Below are 13589 nucleotides of genomic sequence, written 5' to 3'. Positions count from 1 at the left end.
TGATGTTTCCAAACTCGTCTTGATAGGCTGTCATGACATCCGAACCGATTTCGCACCATTTTGGATTTATACTCTCACAAGCCATTCGGCGCTTGAATGCTTCTAGAAAAGTTCCAATTGTATTTGCTCGCTTTGCACTTGCTTTTGTGAATCGTTCAATTTGTCCCCACATATCTGGTCCGCTTGGTCCACGTCGTTTGTTTCGGCTTCGATAGACGGCATAAACGATAAGTGCGGCTGCGGCGGCGTTTTCGTCTTTTGTCCTAAACCCATAAAGCATAGTACATCTTCCTCCCTCTCAACTTTTTGCGCAACAAACATCACGACATTCAGCAATTCAGTTCCTCGATACGGCTTCACCTGTTCCTCAAACCATTCCCAACGATCAATTCCAAACTTCAACACACGCTGCTGGTTGTATTGACCCGTTTGAACTTCTGTTTTTGTGAAGGCAAATAGGAAACGCTCCACAATCGCTAGCAGTCTAGTAAACTCTTTCCGATTGATAATCACCTCTGTTTCTTCCAGCATAACAGTATAAATCTCACGGTTGTAGCTAACAGTTCCCTTGAACGCTAGATGTTTTTTCTGGCTCACCGCCAGCACGATGAGAAACGGCGGCTCTGGCGGTTCAACGAGAAATTGTCGCATCTCCACGCGATTAGGCAGGTGCAATTTTTCTTCTGCGACGAATGAAAAGTTCCGTAAACTCGTCCTGTTTTTCGGGTTGGTCAATATTGTGAATGAGCAAGCCGGACATACATGCGTCCCGATCGGATACCGTGACCGATTCCAATCGGTGAACACGTCTGAAAATACATGTTTCGTCGCAATCCCTTCCTGTATCGTCTCTCCGCATAAAAAGCAACGACTGTCGATTTTTTCCATATGCTTCACATCGTACGGGTCGTAGAATTCTACTTCCCGTACAATCTCGTTCCCTTTTGCATCTTTTGTGTTCTGTATGATTTTTTCTGTTCGTTTCCACGCTTCATATACCAAGCGCGTAGGCTCCATCTCCTCACCCCCATCCTAGCATTTCTGCTATTGCGTAAACGATTTCATCCCTCCATCGCATCGCTTGGCGCTTGCTGATGTTTAGTTGGTCTGCTAGCCCATCCCATGTATAACGTTGCGGTCTTGTCCAATATTTCAATTGTATAAGTCGCTTATGCTCATCCGATACACGCTCATATACTGTTTTTATTGCGTTTGCGACGGTTTCAAGTTGTTGTAACCTTCTATGCGTCAATAACATCGTGCCAATCCGTTCCGTCGGGCTAGAAGGAAGATTGCTTCTCCCACCACCCACATTTTCGTCTATACTATCATTACAAAACATGATATCTTTCCGAATCCGTTCGATTTCTTTCAATGTATCATAATAACAATACAGTTCCGCCTCAATGTGCTTGAACGTCGCTTTTTTGATTTTCTGCGCTACTGTCATTTGCCCAGCTCCTCTAACGCTTTTAAATGCACATATTTGAACTTCAATGTTTCACAATATACGATCGCATCTATCATTTCTTGTTGCAGGTGTTCGAGCCATCCGATGAAGTCATAGTCCGCTGGATTCACCGTTGTTCCGTACTTCTCTAGCCCTTTTCGTGTCTGTTCCTCAAGCATTTTCTGTACGTTGCGTAGAATCTGATTTTTATTGAGTTCCTGCATCCAATATTCCGCTTTAGATTCCACCCTTTGCCACCTCTTTCATATGCTCATACTTTTTCTTGAGTATCTGTATCTGTTCCTGTGTAGATAAGTATGCCGCTTTCCAGCGGAGCGCTTCTGCTTCATACTCCGCTTCTTTCCTGCGCCATTCCGCAGCGGCCATTTCCGCTTTCATCTCCCTGTCTTTTGTTGTACCTTCTGGGTCAAGACTATATATTGTCGCGATTGTTTCCCGACGCTTAGCTTCCGCGAGCTTCCAATCTTTCGTTGCCGCCGCCCACAGACCGCCAAGTAACTCGAGTATTTGACCATATATCGACAGCTTTTCCATAAGTTCTTTCGGCAGCTCTTCATTTAGAGAAGCCGCCTTTTTGTATAGTTCAGCAAGCTTTGTTGTTTTGCTCATGTCGTCACTCCCCAACGAACCACATACCGTTTTTCGCTAGGTCAAGCGGAAAACTAACGAACCCGTTTGGTGTCACCACTTCTCGCTTTTCTCCGTTGTATTCCACGTACACTTTTCCGCCGTTTTTTAAGTGTTTCATTGCTACCTCGAAGCTAATTTGTGCCATTATCTTTTCCTCCCATCAGTTCCAAGAATTTTTCTAACTTCATCGACACAATCCATTCCTGCCTGTCCGCCCTAAACGCAACCACATCGGGGCTAGATTGATTCAACCAATCGTATAACTGCTTCATGCCGCTTTTTCTCCGCTTCACTTCCGCCCGCCATCCATTCGGCAATATCACATCGTTGCTATGCTCTCCGCCGATACTTCCCGACAGCGGTACTCGTTTAGCACCGGGGATAAGGGAAGCGAATTCCCTTTCCCCTTCGTATCCTTTGCGTTTAGACTTTTTTCCGCTCATCCAACACACACTCCAAATAAATCAAGTAACCTAGAATCATTGTCAAAAGTAACTTCTCGATATCAAGCCCCAAAGCCATTCCTACTAACCAACCAACGACAATAATTAGCCATCTGCTAAATATAATCGACATATGTTCACATCCTTACAAATCACGTTTGATTTCATCCTTCCATTGCCTAATCATCATCAACCGATTGAGCCATCTGTCTTTCTCTTCACAGTCCGTTGCCAATCTCGCTCTCATCATCGCACGTTGTCGGACTGTGCTGTTCATATCGTTCATGGAAAATAGCTTTGTTGAAGTTTTCTTCACTTGCTTTTGTGCTTTTTCTAACTGTTTAGTGCACTCTTTTTCAGCAAGGGAGAGAAGGAAAAGTCTCTCGTTTCTCAATATCCTCGCTCCTGTCTAGCGTGATTTTCCGCATTCTTTTGCATATAGGCTTCTTCGATTTGTTCCCATGTGAAGCCGAGCATTTCGCCAAGACCTAAGAAAAGTTCCCACATATCCGGGTAGTAATTAATATCTTCAAGGAATGTGACTGTCACCTTAAATAGAGTTATGAATTGAATTTCAATAGTGCCCATCTTTATAGGCATTAATTCATCACCTGTAAAAGTGCCGATTTCACTTTCAAGACCGATAGATAATAGGAAATGTAAGCAGTCTACGTATTCTTCAAGGAGTGGATTGTACCATTCTTGGTCTTCTGGCATCATTGCTGGATTTCGTAACGCTTTTGTGTGCGGTTTTTGATTGTTACTCCAAAACTTAAAACCACGCCAACAATTACATAGTTCGCCTAGCTCCACTTGAAGCGCAAGAATTTTTTTCGCCAGCCGATCTTCTCCTTCTTGCCGCGGATGCTCTTTTTCGATGTGAGCGTCCAGCTGGCGTTGCAGTTCAAACAGTTTAACTAAGTTCATATTTTTTCACCTCGTTTAGTTATAATTAGTTATTGTTTTTAGTTATAGAAACGGTGTTTATGTGTTGTACAATTTTTTGATACGTCTTTTCACCGATTCCCTTCACTTCACGCAATGACTCGATATAGAAGGCGAGCACGCCAGCCGCCTTCTCCCTCGCTTCTTTTTCTCCAGCTCGTTTGCCATCGTTGAATCCGCGCCAGTAGTCTGGATTCATCATCCAGCCTCCCTTTGTTGTTTGTGATAGCGATATTTGTAGTTGCGGTAGGCAATATCGTTAATGCCTAATGTTTTCATAATTTCTTCCCTGCTGGCTCCGGCTTCATATAACTTGATAAATTCGCTCATGAGGTTTTTCCGTTTCTCTCGTTTCGAATTTAATCGGTTTAACGCTCGCTGCAATATCATTTGTACTGCGTTTGTCGTTTTCCCTAATTTCCGCGCGATTTCTTTTTCCGTGTACCCATCTAGTTTCATGCAAACTACTATTCTTTCTTCCCGTTTCAACTGTTGCAGTTTTTCCTCTAGTGTGAGTTTTTGTACCACGATTTGTTCCACGTTCATATCAGACGGAATGACTTCATACAACATCCGTTTTTGTCCGGTATCAAATAGTGGTTTGTCCAAATTCTCCATTTCGTATGGATCCGGCCTGCCGCTTCGTTCTTCCGGCACACGAATGAGATGGCCGCGCCGCCGCGCTTCTGACAAAATCCGTTTTTGTATGCATACAATCACGTAGTAAGCGAAAGTCGCTGTTCCATTTTCCTTATACGACTGACACGCCTTCCATAACATTTCTGCGGCAATTTGTTCTAAATCCGAGAATTCCATGCCGTGCTTTCTCGCGTATATTTCTGCGTTTTCATGTCCTCCAAGCAAGGAATAGATCGCCTGGTAAATCAGTTTGTAATTAGACAGGAACTTTTCTTGCATCCTCTCCACCCCGCTTTTTCTCGCTAAAAAGGAATCTCGATTTTATGTCCGCATTTCACGCATATCCCCACTTCGAAATAGTTATCATCCGACTCATATCTATACTCATGCTCGCATTGCTCAAAAAGGTAGATCTCCATCGTCAATCGGTGTTCCTATATCTGCAAACGGGTCATCATATGCGCTCGTATTCGCTTGTTTTTGCCCCGTATTCGCGTTTTTTTGCTCTCCGCCACCTTCCCCCTTCGATGATAAAAACTGCACCGTATTCGCCCAAATATCCGTTGTAAAAACACGCTGTCCGTTCTTCTCGTAGCTCCCTGTTACAATCGTTCCTTCCACCGCTACAAGCGATCCCTTTTGCGTGTAGTTTGCGGTGTTTTCAGCCGTTTTTCCGAATGCCGTGATCCGAATAAAATCCGTTTGTTCTTTGTTGCGATTGACCGCTAACGTGAACGTTGCTACTGCTTTTCCTTGCGCGGTGTAACGTAGTTCAGCTTCTTTTGTTAAACGACCAATAAGGAAAACTTTGTTCATTGTGTTAATCTCCTCTCTTGTGTATCATGATATATTGGTGAATTATTGCGTTTAAACAAAGATGATGTAAGAAAATTTTTTCGGCTTGCTTTCATACGTCTCAACGACCGTCAGCTTCTCCCCGTCCGCGGTCTGAATCACTTTCTCTACGACGTAAAGTTTCCTCATCCACCTCTCCCCTTTGCATAAACCGCTCGAATGCTTCTTTTGTTGTGTTTGGAATTAGTCCAGCCATAAATAAGTCATATTCATCCGCCCAATACCATTCGCCATATCGTTTCTCTCGTTCCTCTCGTAACCAATCCGCAAAGGTTCGTTCTTGGTGTGCTTTCATATGATGTTCTTTGCATAGCGGCACGAGATTTCGCCATTTGCCACGGCCGCCTTGTGATCGAAACCGAATGTGATGCGCTTCGATATATGTGTTTCCGCAAACGATACAGACACTTCCAAACTCCTCAATCATCCGCTCATACTCTCGTTTACTTACCTGCCCTCGTACACGTGCGCTTGGAATCGTACGCCCCTTATGCACACGTGTTTTCCCTTTTCGTTTTTTCGGCCGTTTTTCTTTATATTTTGGTTTTGGCTTCTCTTTCCGTTCTTTCGTCGGCTTTGGAACCGGTCGAAATTCAAACATCGGCATCACATCTCGATCGCGACTTCGAGTAGTTTACGTAACTTTTCATTCTGACGAATAAGTTTTTCGTTTTCTCTTTCCGCTTCTTCAAGTGATCGTTTATACAGTTCGATTTCACTTTCGGCACGTAAAATGTCATTTTTTAGTTCGCAAATTGTTTTGTCTAATCCATCTTTTTTTATATGTTGATGTTTCCCTTCTACTTCAAGCTCCTCAATCCGTTTCTGAAGCGTTTGGATCGTGCTATCTTTTTCCGATAGTTGCTGCTTCAATTGTTGCATCAACTCGTCATATGTTTCGGTTGTTTTATCCGCCGCACCTTCCCACTTCTTTTTATGGTAAGACAATGTCGCCTGTGTAATCCCGAAATACGATGCGATAAACGCATCTGTTTTTCCCTCTTTTTTCAACGCCTCATATGCTTCCTTTGTGATTTTCGACATAAGACATTCTCCTCTCTCCAAGTATTCTCCTAATCGTTGTAACAACGCTCCTGTTGCGCATTGTGAACGACAAAAAGTTGGGTCTTTTAAAGCGCCATTTTTATCATGTTTGTTATACTCACATCTTTTGCAATATCGCTCGATTACGTCGTTGATCTTAATAATCACAGCTGTTCTCTCACGTTTATCCAACTTCCCCATACGCTCACCACTCGCGACGCATCGCCAGGTACTCGATTACTGCTTCACCGATTTCTTCATCGTACACACTCGCGAATGTTTTGTTTAATTCCTCAATTGTCACGTTCCCATCTTTCGATGCGATGTAGCGAAAAATATCCCATTTATCAATCGGACGTGTAAAAACTATCACTTTTCTCCGCACGTTATCTCCCCCTAAACACATACGGTATTTTTGGTGCTTTCCTCCGAATGTCACGACGCGTCATGCGTATGATGCCATTTTCAGTCACGTAAAAGAGCGGTTCTTCTGCGACCTCGATTTGATCGGTTTTTGCGACATGTTTCGCTTGTTCCGCATCATACGCCAACACATATACATTTTGACGCGGTGCATAATACAACATCGGCACAGGCTTCATGATGTTTGTTTTCTCGTTGTACTCATCTAAATAACGATACATCGCGCGCTTGAATTTAGGCTGGAAGTAGTAATCTATCTTTTCTGCGTCGTCGTCAAGTGACAAAACTTTTTTCTCCCGCACAAGAAAGTCAATGATGAGCACTAACGAGTAGTATTCATATCGGATGGCTTCTTCGTACAGTTCCCTTATTTTCATTCGCTCACCTCGAGGTTCGCAAAAACTTGCGTGTTCTTGTCAAAGTACAGCTTCACGACGCCAAGCGGACCATTTCTGTTCTTATCAACAATCACTTCAATGATGTTCTGTTGCTCCTCTTTGTTATAGTAATCATCGCGATAAAGCAACAGAATTTTATCGGCATCTTGTTCAATTTCTCCAGAGTCGCGCAAGTCAGATTTCGTTGGACGCTTGTCCTGTCGCTGTTCAACTGCCCGATTGAGCTGAGCAAGAACGATGACCGATACTTTCAATTCACGCGCCATACGTTTTAATGTCCGTGTGATCTCTCCGATTTCTAAATATCGTTCGCGCCGTCCGCTTCCTTCGATCAACGTCAAGTAGTCGATGATGACTACATGTCTTGTGTACGGAGATTTTTTGATATTCGCTTTCACCCTTGCCCATATATCTGTTACTTTCACTTTCGATCGGTCGTCAATATCTAACCGCCCCTTGTACGTTGTCAGAATCCCTTGCGCCTGGCGGTAACTTATCCAATCTTGTTCATTAAATCGTTTCGCTGCATTTTTTATTTTTGTTGCATGTATACGGCCAAGCCCGCATATCATTCGAGTAAGAAGCGATTTCGCGGACATTTCTAAGCTAAAAAACGTGACGAAGTGTCCTTTTTGTAATGCATTATTCGTTAGCGCCAGGGAGAACGCGGTTTTCCCAACCGACGGACGAGCACCGATAATCGTTAATTCTTCTTCCACCCAGCCATCTAAAATAATGTCTAAGTCACGGAACCCTGTCGGTATGCCGTTTATCCCTTGCTTTGTGGTATTCACGTCCATTTCGATGTCTGTAAGAACATCAATTAGACTGAACTCTCCTTCCGCTTCGTCAATGGTCAAGCTGTGCATTTCTTGCGTCAGTTGTTGTATCTTTTCATAGTCATTTGTTTCTCTGATTTCTTTTGCGATTTCCTTGACCCGATTCGTTTTCCAATTTTCCTTTACATACCGTTCATACGTATGAACATGCTCCGTGTTGGCAACAATATGTAATAGGTCATTCAAATAGTCATATCCGCCAATAAAGAGCAGCTCATCACCAAGTTGAACGGACAGGGATACCGCGTCGATGATTTCATTGTTTTTCGCGAGTTTTTTCATCGCGCGGTAAATCCGTTGATGTCTGATGTCTGTGAAATGCTCGGGTTCAAGGTGGATTTCTTGTAGTAAACTGTTGTCCTTCAATATACAATGTAGTAAAGACTGTTCAGCATTTACCAACCGCCTCACGCTCCCATTTTTCGATCTCGCTTATAATGTTTGTTTCGTAAGCGGCATGCTTCTTGATGTACAAATCAGCAGGAGCGGGAGGGTAGCGATGTTCCGCTGCATATCGTTTCAGCTTGTCCAGCGTGGCATCATAATCTTGTTTTCCGAGCACCATGTACCAAGCGTCAACCGCTTCGAGAAATTCGCTCTCGTCAATATTAAATTGATTGGGATACAGGAAATGAATTCGCATTAACAATTCGGCTACTTCATGTTTTTTCATTCCGCATCCTCCTTTAACTGTTCAATATACTTTCGATATGCTTCTACCATTTTGTCCGGGCGGCGCGACGCGGACTTTTTCTTTTCTTTGGTTTCTAGGTCAGTAAGAGAAGTGACGCCTTCCTTCGCCCAATTACGCAAGATACCTTCCGTGTATTTCCACGTCTTCCCTTCTTTATGGGTGATCTTTAAAGCTTCTAGTACCAATTCCGATGATAAGTCGTTCATCCATTGATTCATGCTTTCCATCGTGTATGACGATGGTATCCCAAAATTGCTTTGATAGAATTGATAGACATGCTCTATTTTGTCTAGTTTTTCATTTTCAACTGTTTCTAACGACTCGACATGTTGTTCTTTTTCTTGTTCTTTTTCTTGTTCTTTTTCTTGTTCTTCCCCATAGTCTATACATAGGGTATCTATACCGTATCCATACCATTTGCATAGGTTGATAAATTCGTTTACAAACCTCTTGTTTTTGACTTGTTCCAGCTCTTTTTTGATACAAGCAATCACTTTAGTGCTATTAATCCTGTTGTACTTAATCCAATTGACGATCATGATTTCTTTAGTCTTTTCATCGTACTTTATCTTGCTGTAGCCAATGAATCGTTGCAGCAGTTTATCGACGGTTTCGCGGTTATATCCTGTTTCTGTTTCAATGATTCGTTTTGGGAGTTCGTAAATGCCACATTGTGTGGTCTTGCTGTTGGTCATTAGATATAGGTAGAAGTATTTTTCTTCCGGCGTTAAATCAAGAACAAAGCCGTCTTGCCAAAAATCAACATGCACTTGTCTGAACTTCGCCATCCTGCTTCACCTCGTATTTTACGTCTTCATAAATCTGATAAATTTTTGAAAATGTTAATTCTGGTAAAACGATTGTTGTTTCATCATCACATTTACCGTCGTTATTTAACGGCGGTTTGAATTTTGAAATATAGTACATTTCGTAAATCGATGTATCGCTTTTCGTTTTTGTTAAAGCGTAACGCACAAAAGTCGCTTGCCTTTCTGCTGCCGAAGAAGCTATCCTGCCACCTAAATTCATAACGCTTTTTCCGATGTAAATAAGCGTTTGATTTTCGTCATACAAGAAATACACTCCGTGATCTCTGGCTAACTCTTTTTGAAGTTCGATAAATTCATCGGTAAATTGTTTGTATTTCTTCTCTTTCTTAAACCACACTTGTTCACGAACGATGATTGGTCTATAATATTCGTCATAAAGGTCTCTGTAATTTTCGCGATTTACATTTTCGTCCTTAACAATTTCTCTAAACCGCTTGAATATAAAAGCGAAGTCCTCTAATGTTTCGGCCAATTCATCGAAGTTGTAAACAGACCGAAGCATATACGAAAATATTTTTATAACTTCCCTTAATTCCAGCTTGTATAATAAGTCATCGTAAGTTTTTTGGAATTTATAAATCGAATCGGTTATTTCCTGTAAACGTTGTTGATCGTCATATGATAATTTCAAACCGTTGTTGAATAATATTTTCCTGCACACGTAGAAGAAATGAGTCTCATTCTTATATTCATATTTACTCATAAAGTCATCGCCTCCAAGGGTGCGGTAACTTACCGTGTCCTATGGATAGTTTTATTTTCCGATGTTGGTGCATCGGACTTTTTTATCCGACCTTGCCGGCCAATGCTTTTGCAAGCCGAATCGCAGGAACTAATAAATTCAGTTCCTCCACAATGTCGATCGGCTTAATGTTTTTATCTCCTTTAGCCTTGCGGTTCTCGACGCGTCGTTTAATATCTACATGGTGTTGAGCGCCAAGCAAGTCATAAACCTTGTTGTATGCCTCATCGAAACCGATTTGTTCTTTTTTAGATAAAGCACGAACCGCATCGTTAAATTGTTTACGTAAAGGGACATTGATATCGACTAGTCCGCGTTTTAAATCTGTTACTTCGTTAGAAGTTGCCGCAATTTGTTGCTTCGCTTCGTCCGCTTCCTTCCGTACTGCCGCCAACTCCTGTTCAATCTCTTTTTGTCGCAGCTCAATCGATATTAAAGCTTGCAACTGCGGGCTTAACATCTGGATGTTTAGCGCGTTTTCTTTGACGTTGTAGTATTCATCAACCAATCGTTCGTATGCTTCCCACGCTTCGTCGGTATTGAGTGATTTCGCATGCAGCCAAGCACCTTTTTCTGTCCAAAGGTAAAGCAATGGAGCCCTTTTTGACTGTTCCGCAATTTGCGGATAAGTTGATTTAAAAATCTTTAAATCCTCACCTTGCAACAAAATGAAATGTTTTCCCGGTTTATAACGCTCTTTGTTCCGACTAAAATTTTCGGAAATGCGTTTTTCATCTGTTCCATATGCTTCCGCTAACTGTTGCGTCGTCAAAACACGTTGGCCGTTTTGTTCGATTACCATTAGGCTCATACCGTTTCTCCTCTCTCCTTATTCTTGAAATTGTTTTATTGCTTGTTCAGCAAGTGACATACCGGTTCGCTTACGATAAATCGTAGAAGTCGCTAACAAGAATTTAATACCCACTATTCGAACAAATTTATTATCGTAACAATGCGTCATAAGGAGTTTTAAAAAGTCATTTTTTCCAAACCTTTCACCAAATTCCCGATTAATCATTTCTAACGTGCCGTGATAACTCCATGACCCATCATCTTCATATCGTTTTATAGGCGGGAACAAACAAAAAAAATCTTCTGTCGGTGTCCACCTAAGCTGTTCTTCGATTGTATGCACGAAAGCCAAAATTTCTTCCGGTTTGTACTGGGCACCGTTTCGTATATTACGGCCTAAGACAATCAAGTTTCGGTATCCTATTTTTTGTCGATTCATTTTTTCATTCCCCTCACGAAACCTTATCTTTCTTAATCACGATTAAATCACCAATGCTGCAGTTTAACGCTTCGCATAGTCTGGCGATCGTGTCTAAACGGATGGCGCGTTTATTTCCGTTTAGTAAGTCTGAAATGACTGTCCGAGAAATCCCTGTCATCTCATGGAGTTCTTTAATTTGTCGAATGTTGTTTCTCGCCATCATTTCAAACAATTTCACTTCGACTTTCATTTACTTTCCCTCCTTTCATTTCTTATTATACACACTTATGTGTTTAAAGTAAACATATAAATGTTTATTTAATAAAAAAATATATATCTTTGTCGCATAACATTGTATAATTTGAATACATTAATAAGTAAGGAGAGATGCGCCATGAAGGTAAAGAACAATTTACGTATCTTGATGGCTAAACATAAAATGAACATTCAAGACGTTCATGAAAAAACTGGATTAAGCCGAACAACGATTTCCAAACTATATAATGAAGAATCCACCACGATCGCTTTTGAAACGATTAGTAAGTTATGTAAGTTATTTGATTGCGACGTGGATGATTTGTTGTATTTAGAGAAAGAGGAAGGGAAGGAAGAATGATCCCTTCCTCTTTTGTTGCGTGTTTTCTTCGTACTGTTCATTTATTTTCTTCTAGTGGTTCACAATCATCTTGGTCAAGTACCCACCCATCATGATATAAATCCCAATCGCCATCTTCATATTTTGTGACGGATTCTAAAGTAACGACACTACCTATCTCAAGACCGTGGCGACAAGTATTAGCTGTTATTTTTACTTTTTGTCCTACATAGAACTTTTCATTATGCTCCACACTCTCACCCCATTAATTCGCATTATGTGTCTAATAAGCCTTACGCCTGCTCAAAAAACGCATCCGTCCACGGTTCTGCTGCCACCACCGCTTCGCGCAATCGTTCGGCTAATTCAGTAATTTCAGCTTGTGCCCCTCTGCCTTTTCTGCGCTTGGAGTAAAAATCGAGTAAAGCGCGTAAGTTTGCGGTCATGACAAGGTTGGTTGTTGCGGCGTTCGGGAGAATCATTCTCGCATTTTCCGCTGGTAACCCTAACTTCCGTAACTCGTCATACGCTAGTTGTAATGTACTCATGATACCTTTATACATCCGCTCAGCCTCTTCACTCATTTGTGGTGTGACATAGTCAAACCCACCACTTTTATCGCCACTACCAAAGCGAACATAACGCTGTGACTGCACGCTATACGAAAATCCAACCCGATGACGTGTTAGTTGCGCCAGCAAAGCACGTGAAACGCCTTCAATTGCAAATGTGAACGAGATATGTTCAAGTGTTGAAAGGTGCTTGCTAGAAACAATGTGTCGGATAAGCCTATCCGCTTCTGTTCCACCTTGACCGTCTGTTGCTTCGCGTTTGAAATATCTTTCACCCTCAAGTGCAACGATTTCACTTGGGCGGTTTGGTGAGTAACACGTTCTGATCGCTGTGAGCGCTACTGTTTGACCGTCGCTAATATCCAATACATCCTCAAAAACATCAGCGTCTAAAATGGAAGCTAAAAAGCTATCGCTTAACTGTGTATGTGCGATTAAGGTTACATTCATACGTCATTCCCCCATTCTTATATCGTTTAAACGAGCGTACTCTCCGTTGAAACTTTCATAAGACGACTAGATAAGAAGCATACGTTCATTGTTCATTCACCTCCACACCGACCGATTTCAATGCAACTAAACAAATAGCTAGTGGGGCGGTCTCTGCAAAAGCTTCATAATGGTTCCCAAAAGGTCGCTCATCTATTTCAGCAAGATATTTCATGTCAATTGGCGCACCTTCCGATTGAGGTATTACTGCTATCTTCAATTTGTCTACTAATTGCCAAGCGTATCTTATATCACTTGAGTAACGTGGGTATTCCGTTACCACAACGCTATTTTCTTTCAACCATTTCACCCAATTTGGAATGTAATAACCACCACTAAAAAGCCGATCGTACTCTTGTCTATCGAACTTCAATTTTGTGTAACCATCGACAATGCAACCATCTTCTGTGAAAGTGCGGCAACACTTTTCTTTGAATTTTTCAACCGCTTCTTCAACAGTGAGCTCCTGTACTCCGAAAAACTCTTTACCAACCAAACGGTCAATCTCATGCAGATTCATCATTCATTCCCCTTTCTCATCACTATCGCAATATCAACACCGCGTTCTTTCATCATCTCAACAACTTGCATCAACCGGTCATGCTCCTCTTTCCGTTTGATAAGCTCGTCCAAGTCGCGTTTGCAGCGTAAAAATTCTAACTCATCACTCAATTGTGTGTGTGCAAGCAACATTACTTTCATCCCGATCACGATCATCCTTTCTCATGCGTACGATATATCCGTCGTATTCCACAACGGAATGAAAA

The 13589-nt window shown here is 41.8% G+C and carries 27 protein-coding genes and 1 pseudogene; 1 reads left to right on the top strand and 27 read right to left on the bottom strand.

The window, feature by feature from the left end:
• Positions 1–102 precede the first annotated feature (102 nt).
• The 23 genes and pseudogenes from HNR63_RS05330 to HNR63_RS05225 form a co-directional block, all read right to left on the bottom strand.
• Positions 103–1017, bottom strand: coding sequence for a hypothetical protein (locus HNR63_RS05330; RefSeq protein ID WP_181520041.1), 915 nt, complete (start codon positions 1015–1017; stop codon positions 103–105).
• Positions 1018–1021: 4 nt separating this feature from the next.
• Positions 1022–1450: a transcriptional regulator gene (locus HNR63_RS05325; protein ID WP_181520040.1), complete on the bottom strand. Its 429-nt coding sequence runs from the start codon at positions 1448–1450 to the stop codon at positions 1022–1024.
• On the bottom strand, positions 1447–1698 hold the full coding sequence (locus tag HNR63_RS05320) for a hypothetical protein (protein WP_343047611.1): 252 nt from the start codon (positions 1696–1698) through the stop codon (positions 1447–1449). The genes HNR63_RS05325 and HNR63_RS05320 overlap by 4 nt, the downstream gene beginning before the upstream one ends.
• Positions 1688–2080 carry a hypothetical protein gene (locus tag HNR63_RS05315; RefSeq protein ID WP_181520039.1) on the bottom strand — a complete coding sequence of 131 codons (393 nt, stop codon included), beginning with the start codon at positions 2078–2080 and terminating at the stop codon, positions 1688–1690. Before HNR63_RS05315 ends, HNR63_RS05320 begins: the two co-directional genes overlap by 11 nt.
• Before the next feature lie 4 nt (positions 2081–2084).
• Positions 2085–2246, bottom strand: coding sequence for a hypothetical protein (locus tag HNR63_RS05310; RefSeq protein WP_181520038.1), 162 nt, complete (start codon positions 2244–2246; stop codon positions 2085–2087).
• Positions 2233–2544, bottom strand: coding sequence for a hypothetical protein (locus tag HNR63_RS05305; protein ID WP_181520037.1), 312 nt, complete (start codon positions 2542–2544; stop codon positions 2233–2235). The genes HNR63_RS05310 and HNR63_RS05305 overlap by 14 nt, the downstream gene beginning before the upstream one ends.
• A gap of 145 nt (positions 2545–2689) precedes the next feature.
• Positions 2690–2938 (bottom strand): hypothetical protein, encoded by a 249-nt coding sequence (locus HNR63_RS05300; RefSeq protein WP_181520036.1) that lies wholly within the window; start codon positions 2936–2938, stop codon positions 2690–2692.
• Positions 2935–3471 (bottom strand): dUTP diphosphatase, encoded by a 537-nt coding sequence (locus tag HNR63_RS05295; protein WP_181520035.1) that lies wholly within the window; start codon positions 3469–3471, stop codon positions 2935–2937. Before HNR63_RS05295 ends, HNR63_RS05300 begins: the two co-directional genes overlap by 4 nt.
• A 25-nt stretch (positions 3472–3496) precedes the next feature.
• Positions 3497–3691, bottom strand: a complete 195-nt coding sequence (locus tag HNR63_RS05290; protein WP_181520034.1) for a ComEA family DNA-binding protein — start codon at positions 3689–3691, stop codon at positions 3497–3499.
• A complete protein-coding gene (locus HNR63_RS05285; protein ID WP_181520033.1) occupies positions 3688–4407 on the bottom strand; it encodes a sigma-70 family RNA polymerase sigma factor in 720 nt (239 codons plus the stop codon). Before HNR63_RS05285 ends, HNR63_RS05290 begins: the two co-directional genes overlap by 4 nt.
• A 120-nt stretch (positions 4408–4527) precedes the next feature.
• Positions 4528–4944 (bottom strand): single-stranded DNA-binding protein, encoded by a 417-nt coding sequence (locus tag HNR63_RS05280; protein WP_181520032.1) that lies wholly within the window; start codon positions 4942–4944, stop codon positions 4528–4530.
• Between the two features lie 100 nt (positions 4945–5044).
• A complete protein-coding gene (locus tag HNR63_RS05275) occupies positions 5045–5584 on the bottom strand; it encodes an HNH endonuclease signature motif containing protein (protein ID WP_220127409.1) in 540 nt (179 codons plus the stop codon).
• Positions 5585–5589: 5 nt separating this feature from the next.
• Positions 5590–6027: a hypothetical protein gene (locus HNR63_RS05270; protein WP_246316748.1), complete on the bottom strand. Its 438-nt coding sequence runs from the start codon at positions 6025–6027 to the stop codon at positions 5590–5592.
• A 30-nt stretch (positions 6028–6057) separates the two neighbouring features.
• A pseudogene (locus HNR63_RS13970) lies at positions 6058–6228 on the bottom strand (zinc-finger domain-containing protein); the annotation flags it as partial.
• 4 nt (positions 6229–6232) lie between these two features.
• The gene (locus HNR63_RS05265) at positions 6233–6412 is read right to left on the bottom strand and encodes a hypothetical protein (RefSeq protein WP_181520029.1); all 180 of its coding nucleotides are present in this window, start codon (positions 6410–6412) and stop codon (positions 6233–6235) included.
• A 1-nt stretch (position 6413) separates the two neighbouring features.
• Entirely contained in the window at positions 6414–6827 is a 414-nt protein-coding gene (locus HNR63_RS05260) for a hypothetical protein (RefSeq protein WP_181520028.1), read from the bottom strand.
• Entirely contained in the window at positions 6824–8098 is a 1275-nt protein-coding gene (locus HNR63_RS05255; RefSeq protein WP_181520027.1) for a DnaB-like helicase C-terminal domain-containing protein, read from the bottom strand. The genes HNR63_RS05260 and HNR63_RS05255 overlap by 4 nt, the downstream gene beginning before the upstream one ends.
• On the bottom strand, positions 8076–8360 hold the full coding sequence (locus tag HNR63_RS05250; RefSeq protein WP_181520026.1) for a replicative helicase loader/inhibitor: 285 nt from the start codon (positions 8358–8360) through the stop codon (positions 8076–8078). The genes HNR63_RS05255 and HNR63_RS05250 overlap by 23 nt, the downstream gene beginning before the upstream one ends.
• On the bottom strand, positions 8357–9169 hold the full coding sequence (locus HNR63_RS05245; protein ID WP_181520025.1) for a DnaD domain-containing protein: 813 nt from the start codon (positions 9167–9169) through the stop codon (positions 8357–8359). The genes HNR63_RS05250 and HNR63_RS05245 overlap by 4 nt, the downstream gene beginning before the upstream one ends.
• Positions 9141–9914 carry a GIY-YIG nuclease family protein gene (locus tag HNR63_RS05240; protein WP_181520024.1) on the bottom strand — a complete coding sequence of 258 codons (774 nt, stop codon included), beginning with the start codon at positions 9912–9914 and terminating at the stop codon, positions 9141–9143. The genes HNR63_RS05245 and HNR63_RS05240 overlap by 29 nt, the downstream gene beginning before the upstream one ends.
• Before the next feature lie 82 nt (positions 9915–9996).
• Entirely contained in the window at positions 9997–10764 is a 768-nt protein-coding gene (locus HNR63_RS05235; RefSeq protein ID WP_181520023.1) for an ORF6N domain-containing protein, read from the bottom strand.
• A gap of 18 nt (positions 10765–10782) precedes the next feature.
• Positions 10783–11184, bottom strand: a complete 402-nt coding sequence (locus HNR63_RS05230) for a hypothetical protein (protein ID WP_181520022.1) — start codon at positions 11182–11184, stop codon at positions 10783–10785.
• 13 nt (positions 11185–11197) lie between these two features.
• Positions 11198–11416: a helix-turn-helix domain-containing protein gene (locus tag HNR63_RS05225; protein WP_181520021.1), complete on the bottom strand. Its 219-nt coding sequence runs from the start codon at positions 11414–11416 to the stop codon at positions 11198–11200.
• A gap of 144 nt (positions 11417–11560) precedes the next feature.
• Between HNR63_RS05225 and HNR63_RS05220 the strand changes: the two genes are divergently transcribed.
• Positions 11561–11782: a helix-turn-helix domain-containing protein gene (locus tag HNR63_RS05220; RefSeq protein ID WP_181520020.1), complete on the top strand. Its 222-nt coding sequence runs from the start codon at positions 11561–11563 to the stop codon at positions 11780–11782.
• Between the two features lie 37 nt (positions 11783–11819).
• On the opposite strand, the gene HNR63_RS05215 is transcribed toward HNR63_RS05220, so the two are convergent.
• From HNR63_RS05215 to HNR63_RS05200, 4 genes are all read right to left on the bottom strand, one after another.
• Positions 11820–12014 carry a hypothetical protein gene (locus HNR63_RS05215; protein WP_181520019.1) on the bottom strand — a complete coding sequence of 65 codons (195 nt, stop codon included), beginning with the start codon at positions 12012–12014 and terminating at the stop codon, positions 11820–11822.
• 40 nt (positions 12015–12054) lie between these two features.
• Positions 12055–12783, bottom strand: a complete 729-nt coding sequence (gene thyX / locus HNR63_RS05210) for an FAD-dependent thymidylate synthase (protein ID WP_181520018.1) — start codon at positions 12781–12783, stop codon at positions 12055–12057.
• An 85-nt stretch (positions 12784–12868) separates the two neighbouring features.
• Positions 12869–13345 carry a BC1872 family protein gene (locus tag HNR63_RS05205; protein WP_181520017.1) on the bottom strand — a complete coding sequence of 159 codons (477 nt, stop codon included), beginning with the start codon at positions 13343–13345 and terminating at the stop codon, positions 12869–12871.
• Positions 13342–13539 (bottom strand): hypothetical protein, encoded by a 198-nt coding sequence (locus HNR63_RS05200; RefSeq protein WP_181520016.1) that lies wholly within the window; start codon positions 13537–13539, stop codon positions 13342–13344. Before HNR63_RS05200 ends, HNR63_RS05205 begins: the two co-directional genes overlap by 4 nt.
• Between the last annotated feature and the right edge of the window lie 50 nt (positions 13540–13589).

The organism is Anoxybacillus ayderensis, assembly GCF_013761015.1.
Taxonomy (GTDB): Bacteria; Bacillota; Bacilli; order Bacillales; family Anoxybacillaceae; genus Anoxybacillus; species Anoxybacillus ayderensis.
Note: the sequence above shows the minus strand (reverse complement) of the source record. Positions and strands in the feature narration are given on the sequence as shown.

Coding starts and splice junctions, on each gene's coding strand:
- HNR63_RS05330 (WP_181520041.1), bottom strand. CDS start 1,017: ATGGAGCCTACGCGCTTGGTATATGAAGCGTGGAAACGAACAGAAAAA.
- HNR63_RS05325 (WP_181520040.1), bottom strand. CDS start 1,450: ATGACAGTAGCGCAGAAAATCAAAAAAGCGACGTTCAAGCACATTGAG.
- HNR63_RS05315 (WP_181520039.1), bottom strand. CDS start 2,080: ATGAGCAAAACAACAAAGCTTGCTGAACTATACAAAAAGGCGGCTTCT.
- HNR63_RS05310 (WP_181520038.1), bottom strand. CDS start 2,246: ATGGCACAAATTAGCTTCGAGGTAGCAATGAAACACTTAAAAAACGGC.
- HNR63_RS05305 (WP_181520037.1), bottom strand. CDS start 2,544: ATGAGCGGAAAAAAGTCTAAACGCAAAGGATACGAAGGGGAAAGGGAA.
- HNR63_RS05295 (WP_181520035.1), bottom strand. CDS start 3,471: ATGAACTTAGTTAAACTGTTTGAACTGCAACGCCAGCTGGACGCTCAC.
- HNR63_RS05290 (WP_181520034.1), bottom strand. CDS start 3,691: ATGATGAATCCAGACTACTGGCGCGGATTCAACGATGGCAAACGAGCT.
- HNR63_RS05285 (WP_181520033.1), bottom strand. CDS start 4,407: ATGCAAGAAAAGTTCCTGTCTAATTACAAACTGATTTACCAGGCGATC.
- HNR63_RS05280 (WP_181520032.1), bottom strand. CDS start 4,944: ATGAACAAAGTTTTCCTTATTGGTCGTTTAACAAAAGAAGCTGAACTA.
- HNR63_RS05275 (WP_220127409.1), bottom strand. CDS start 5,584: ATGTTTGAATTTCGACCGGTTCCAAAGCCGACGAAAGAACGGAAAGAG.
- HNR63_RS05270 (WP_246316748.1), bottom strand. CDS start 6,027: ATGTCGAAAATCACAAAGGAAGCATATGAGGCGTTGAAAAAAGAGGGA.
- HNR63_RS05260 (WP_181520028.1), bottom strand. CDS start 6,827: ATGAAAATAAGGGAACTGTACGAAGAAGCCATCCGATATGAATACTAC.
- HNR63_RS05250 (WP_181520026.1), bottom strand. CDS start 8,360: ATGAAAAAACATGAAGTAGCCGAATTGTTAATGCGAATTCATTTCCTG.
- HNR63_RS05245 (WP_181520025.1), bottom strand. CDS start 9,169: ATGGCGAAGTTCAGACAAGTGCATGTTGATTTTTGGCAAGACGGCTTT.
- HNR63_RS05240 (WP_181520024.1), bottom strand. CDS start 9,914: ATGAGTAAATATGAATATAAGAATGAGACTCATTTCTTCTACGTGTGC.
- HNR63_RS05235 (WP_181520023.1), bottom strand. CDS start 10,764: ATGAGCCTAATGGTAATCGAACAAAACGGCCAACGTGTTTTGACGACG.
- HNR63_RS05230 (WP_181520022.1), bottom strand. CDS start 11,184: ATGAATCGACAAAAAATAGGATACCGAAACTTGATTGTCTTAGGCCGT.
- HNR63_RS05225 (WP_181520021.1), bottom strand. CDS start 11,416: ATGAAAGTCGAAGTGAAATTGTTTGAAATGATGGCGAGAAACAACATT.
- HNR63_RS05220 (WP_181520020.1), top strand. CDS start 11,561: ATGAAGGTAAAGAACAATTTACGTATCTTGATGGCTAAACATAAAATG.
- thyX (WP_181520018.1), bottom strand. CDS start 12,783: ATGAATGTAACCTTAATCGCACATACACAGTTAAGCGATAGCTTTTTA.
- HNR63_RS05205 (WP_181520017.1), bottom strand. CDS start 13,345: ATGATGAATCTGCATGAGATTGACCGTTTGGTTGGTAAAGAGTTTTTC.
- HNR63_RS05200 (WP_181520016.1), bottom strand. CDS start 13,539: ATGATCGTGATCGGGATGAAAGTAATGTTGCTTGCACACACACAATTG.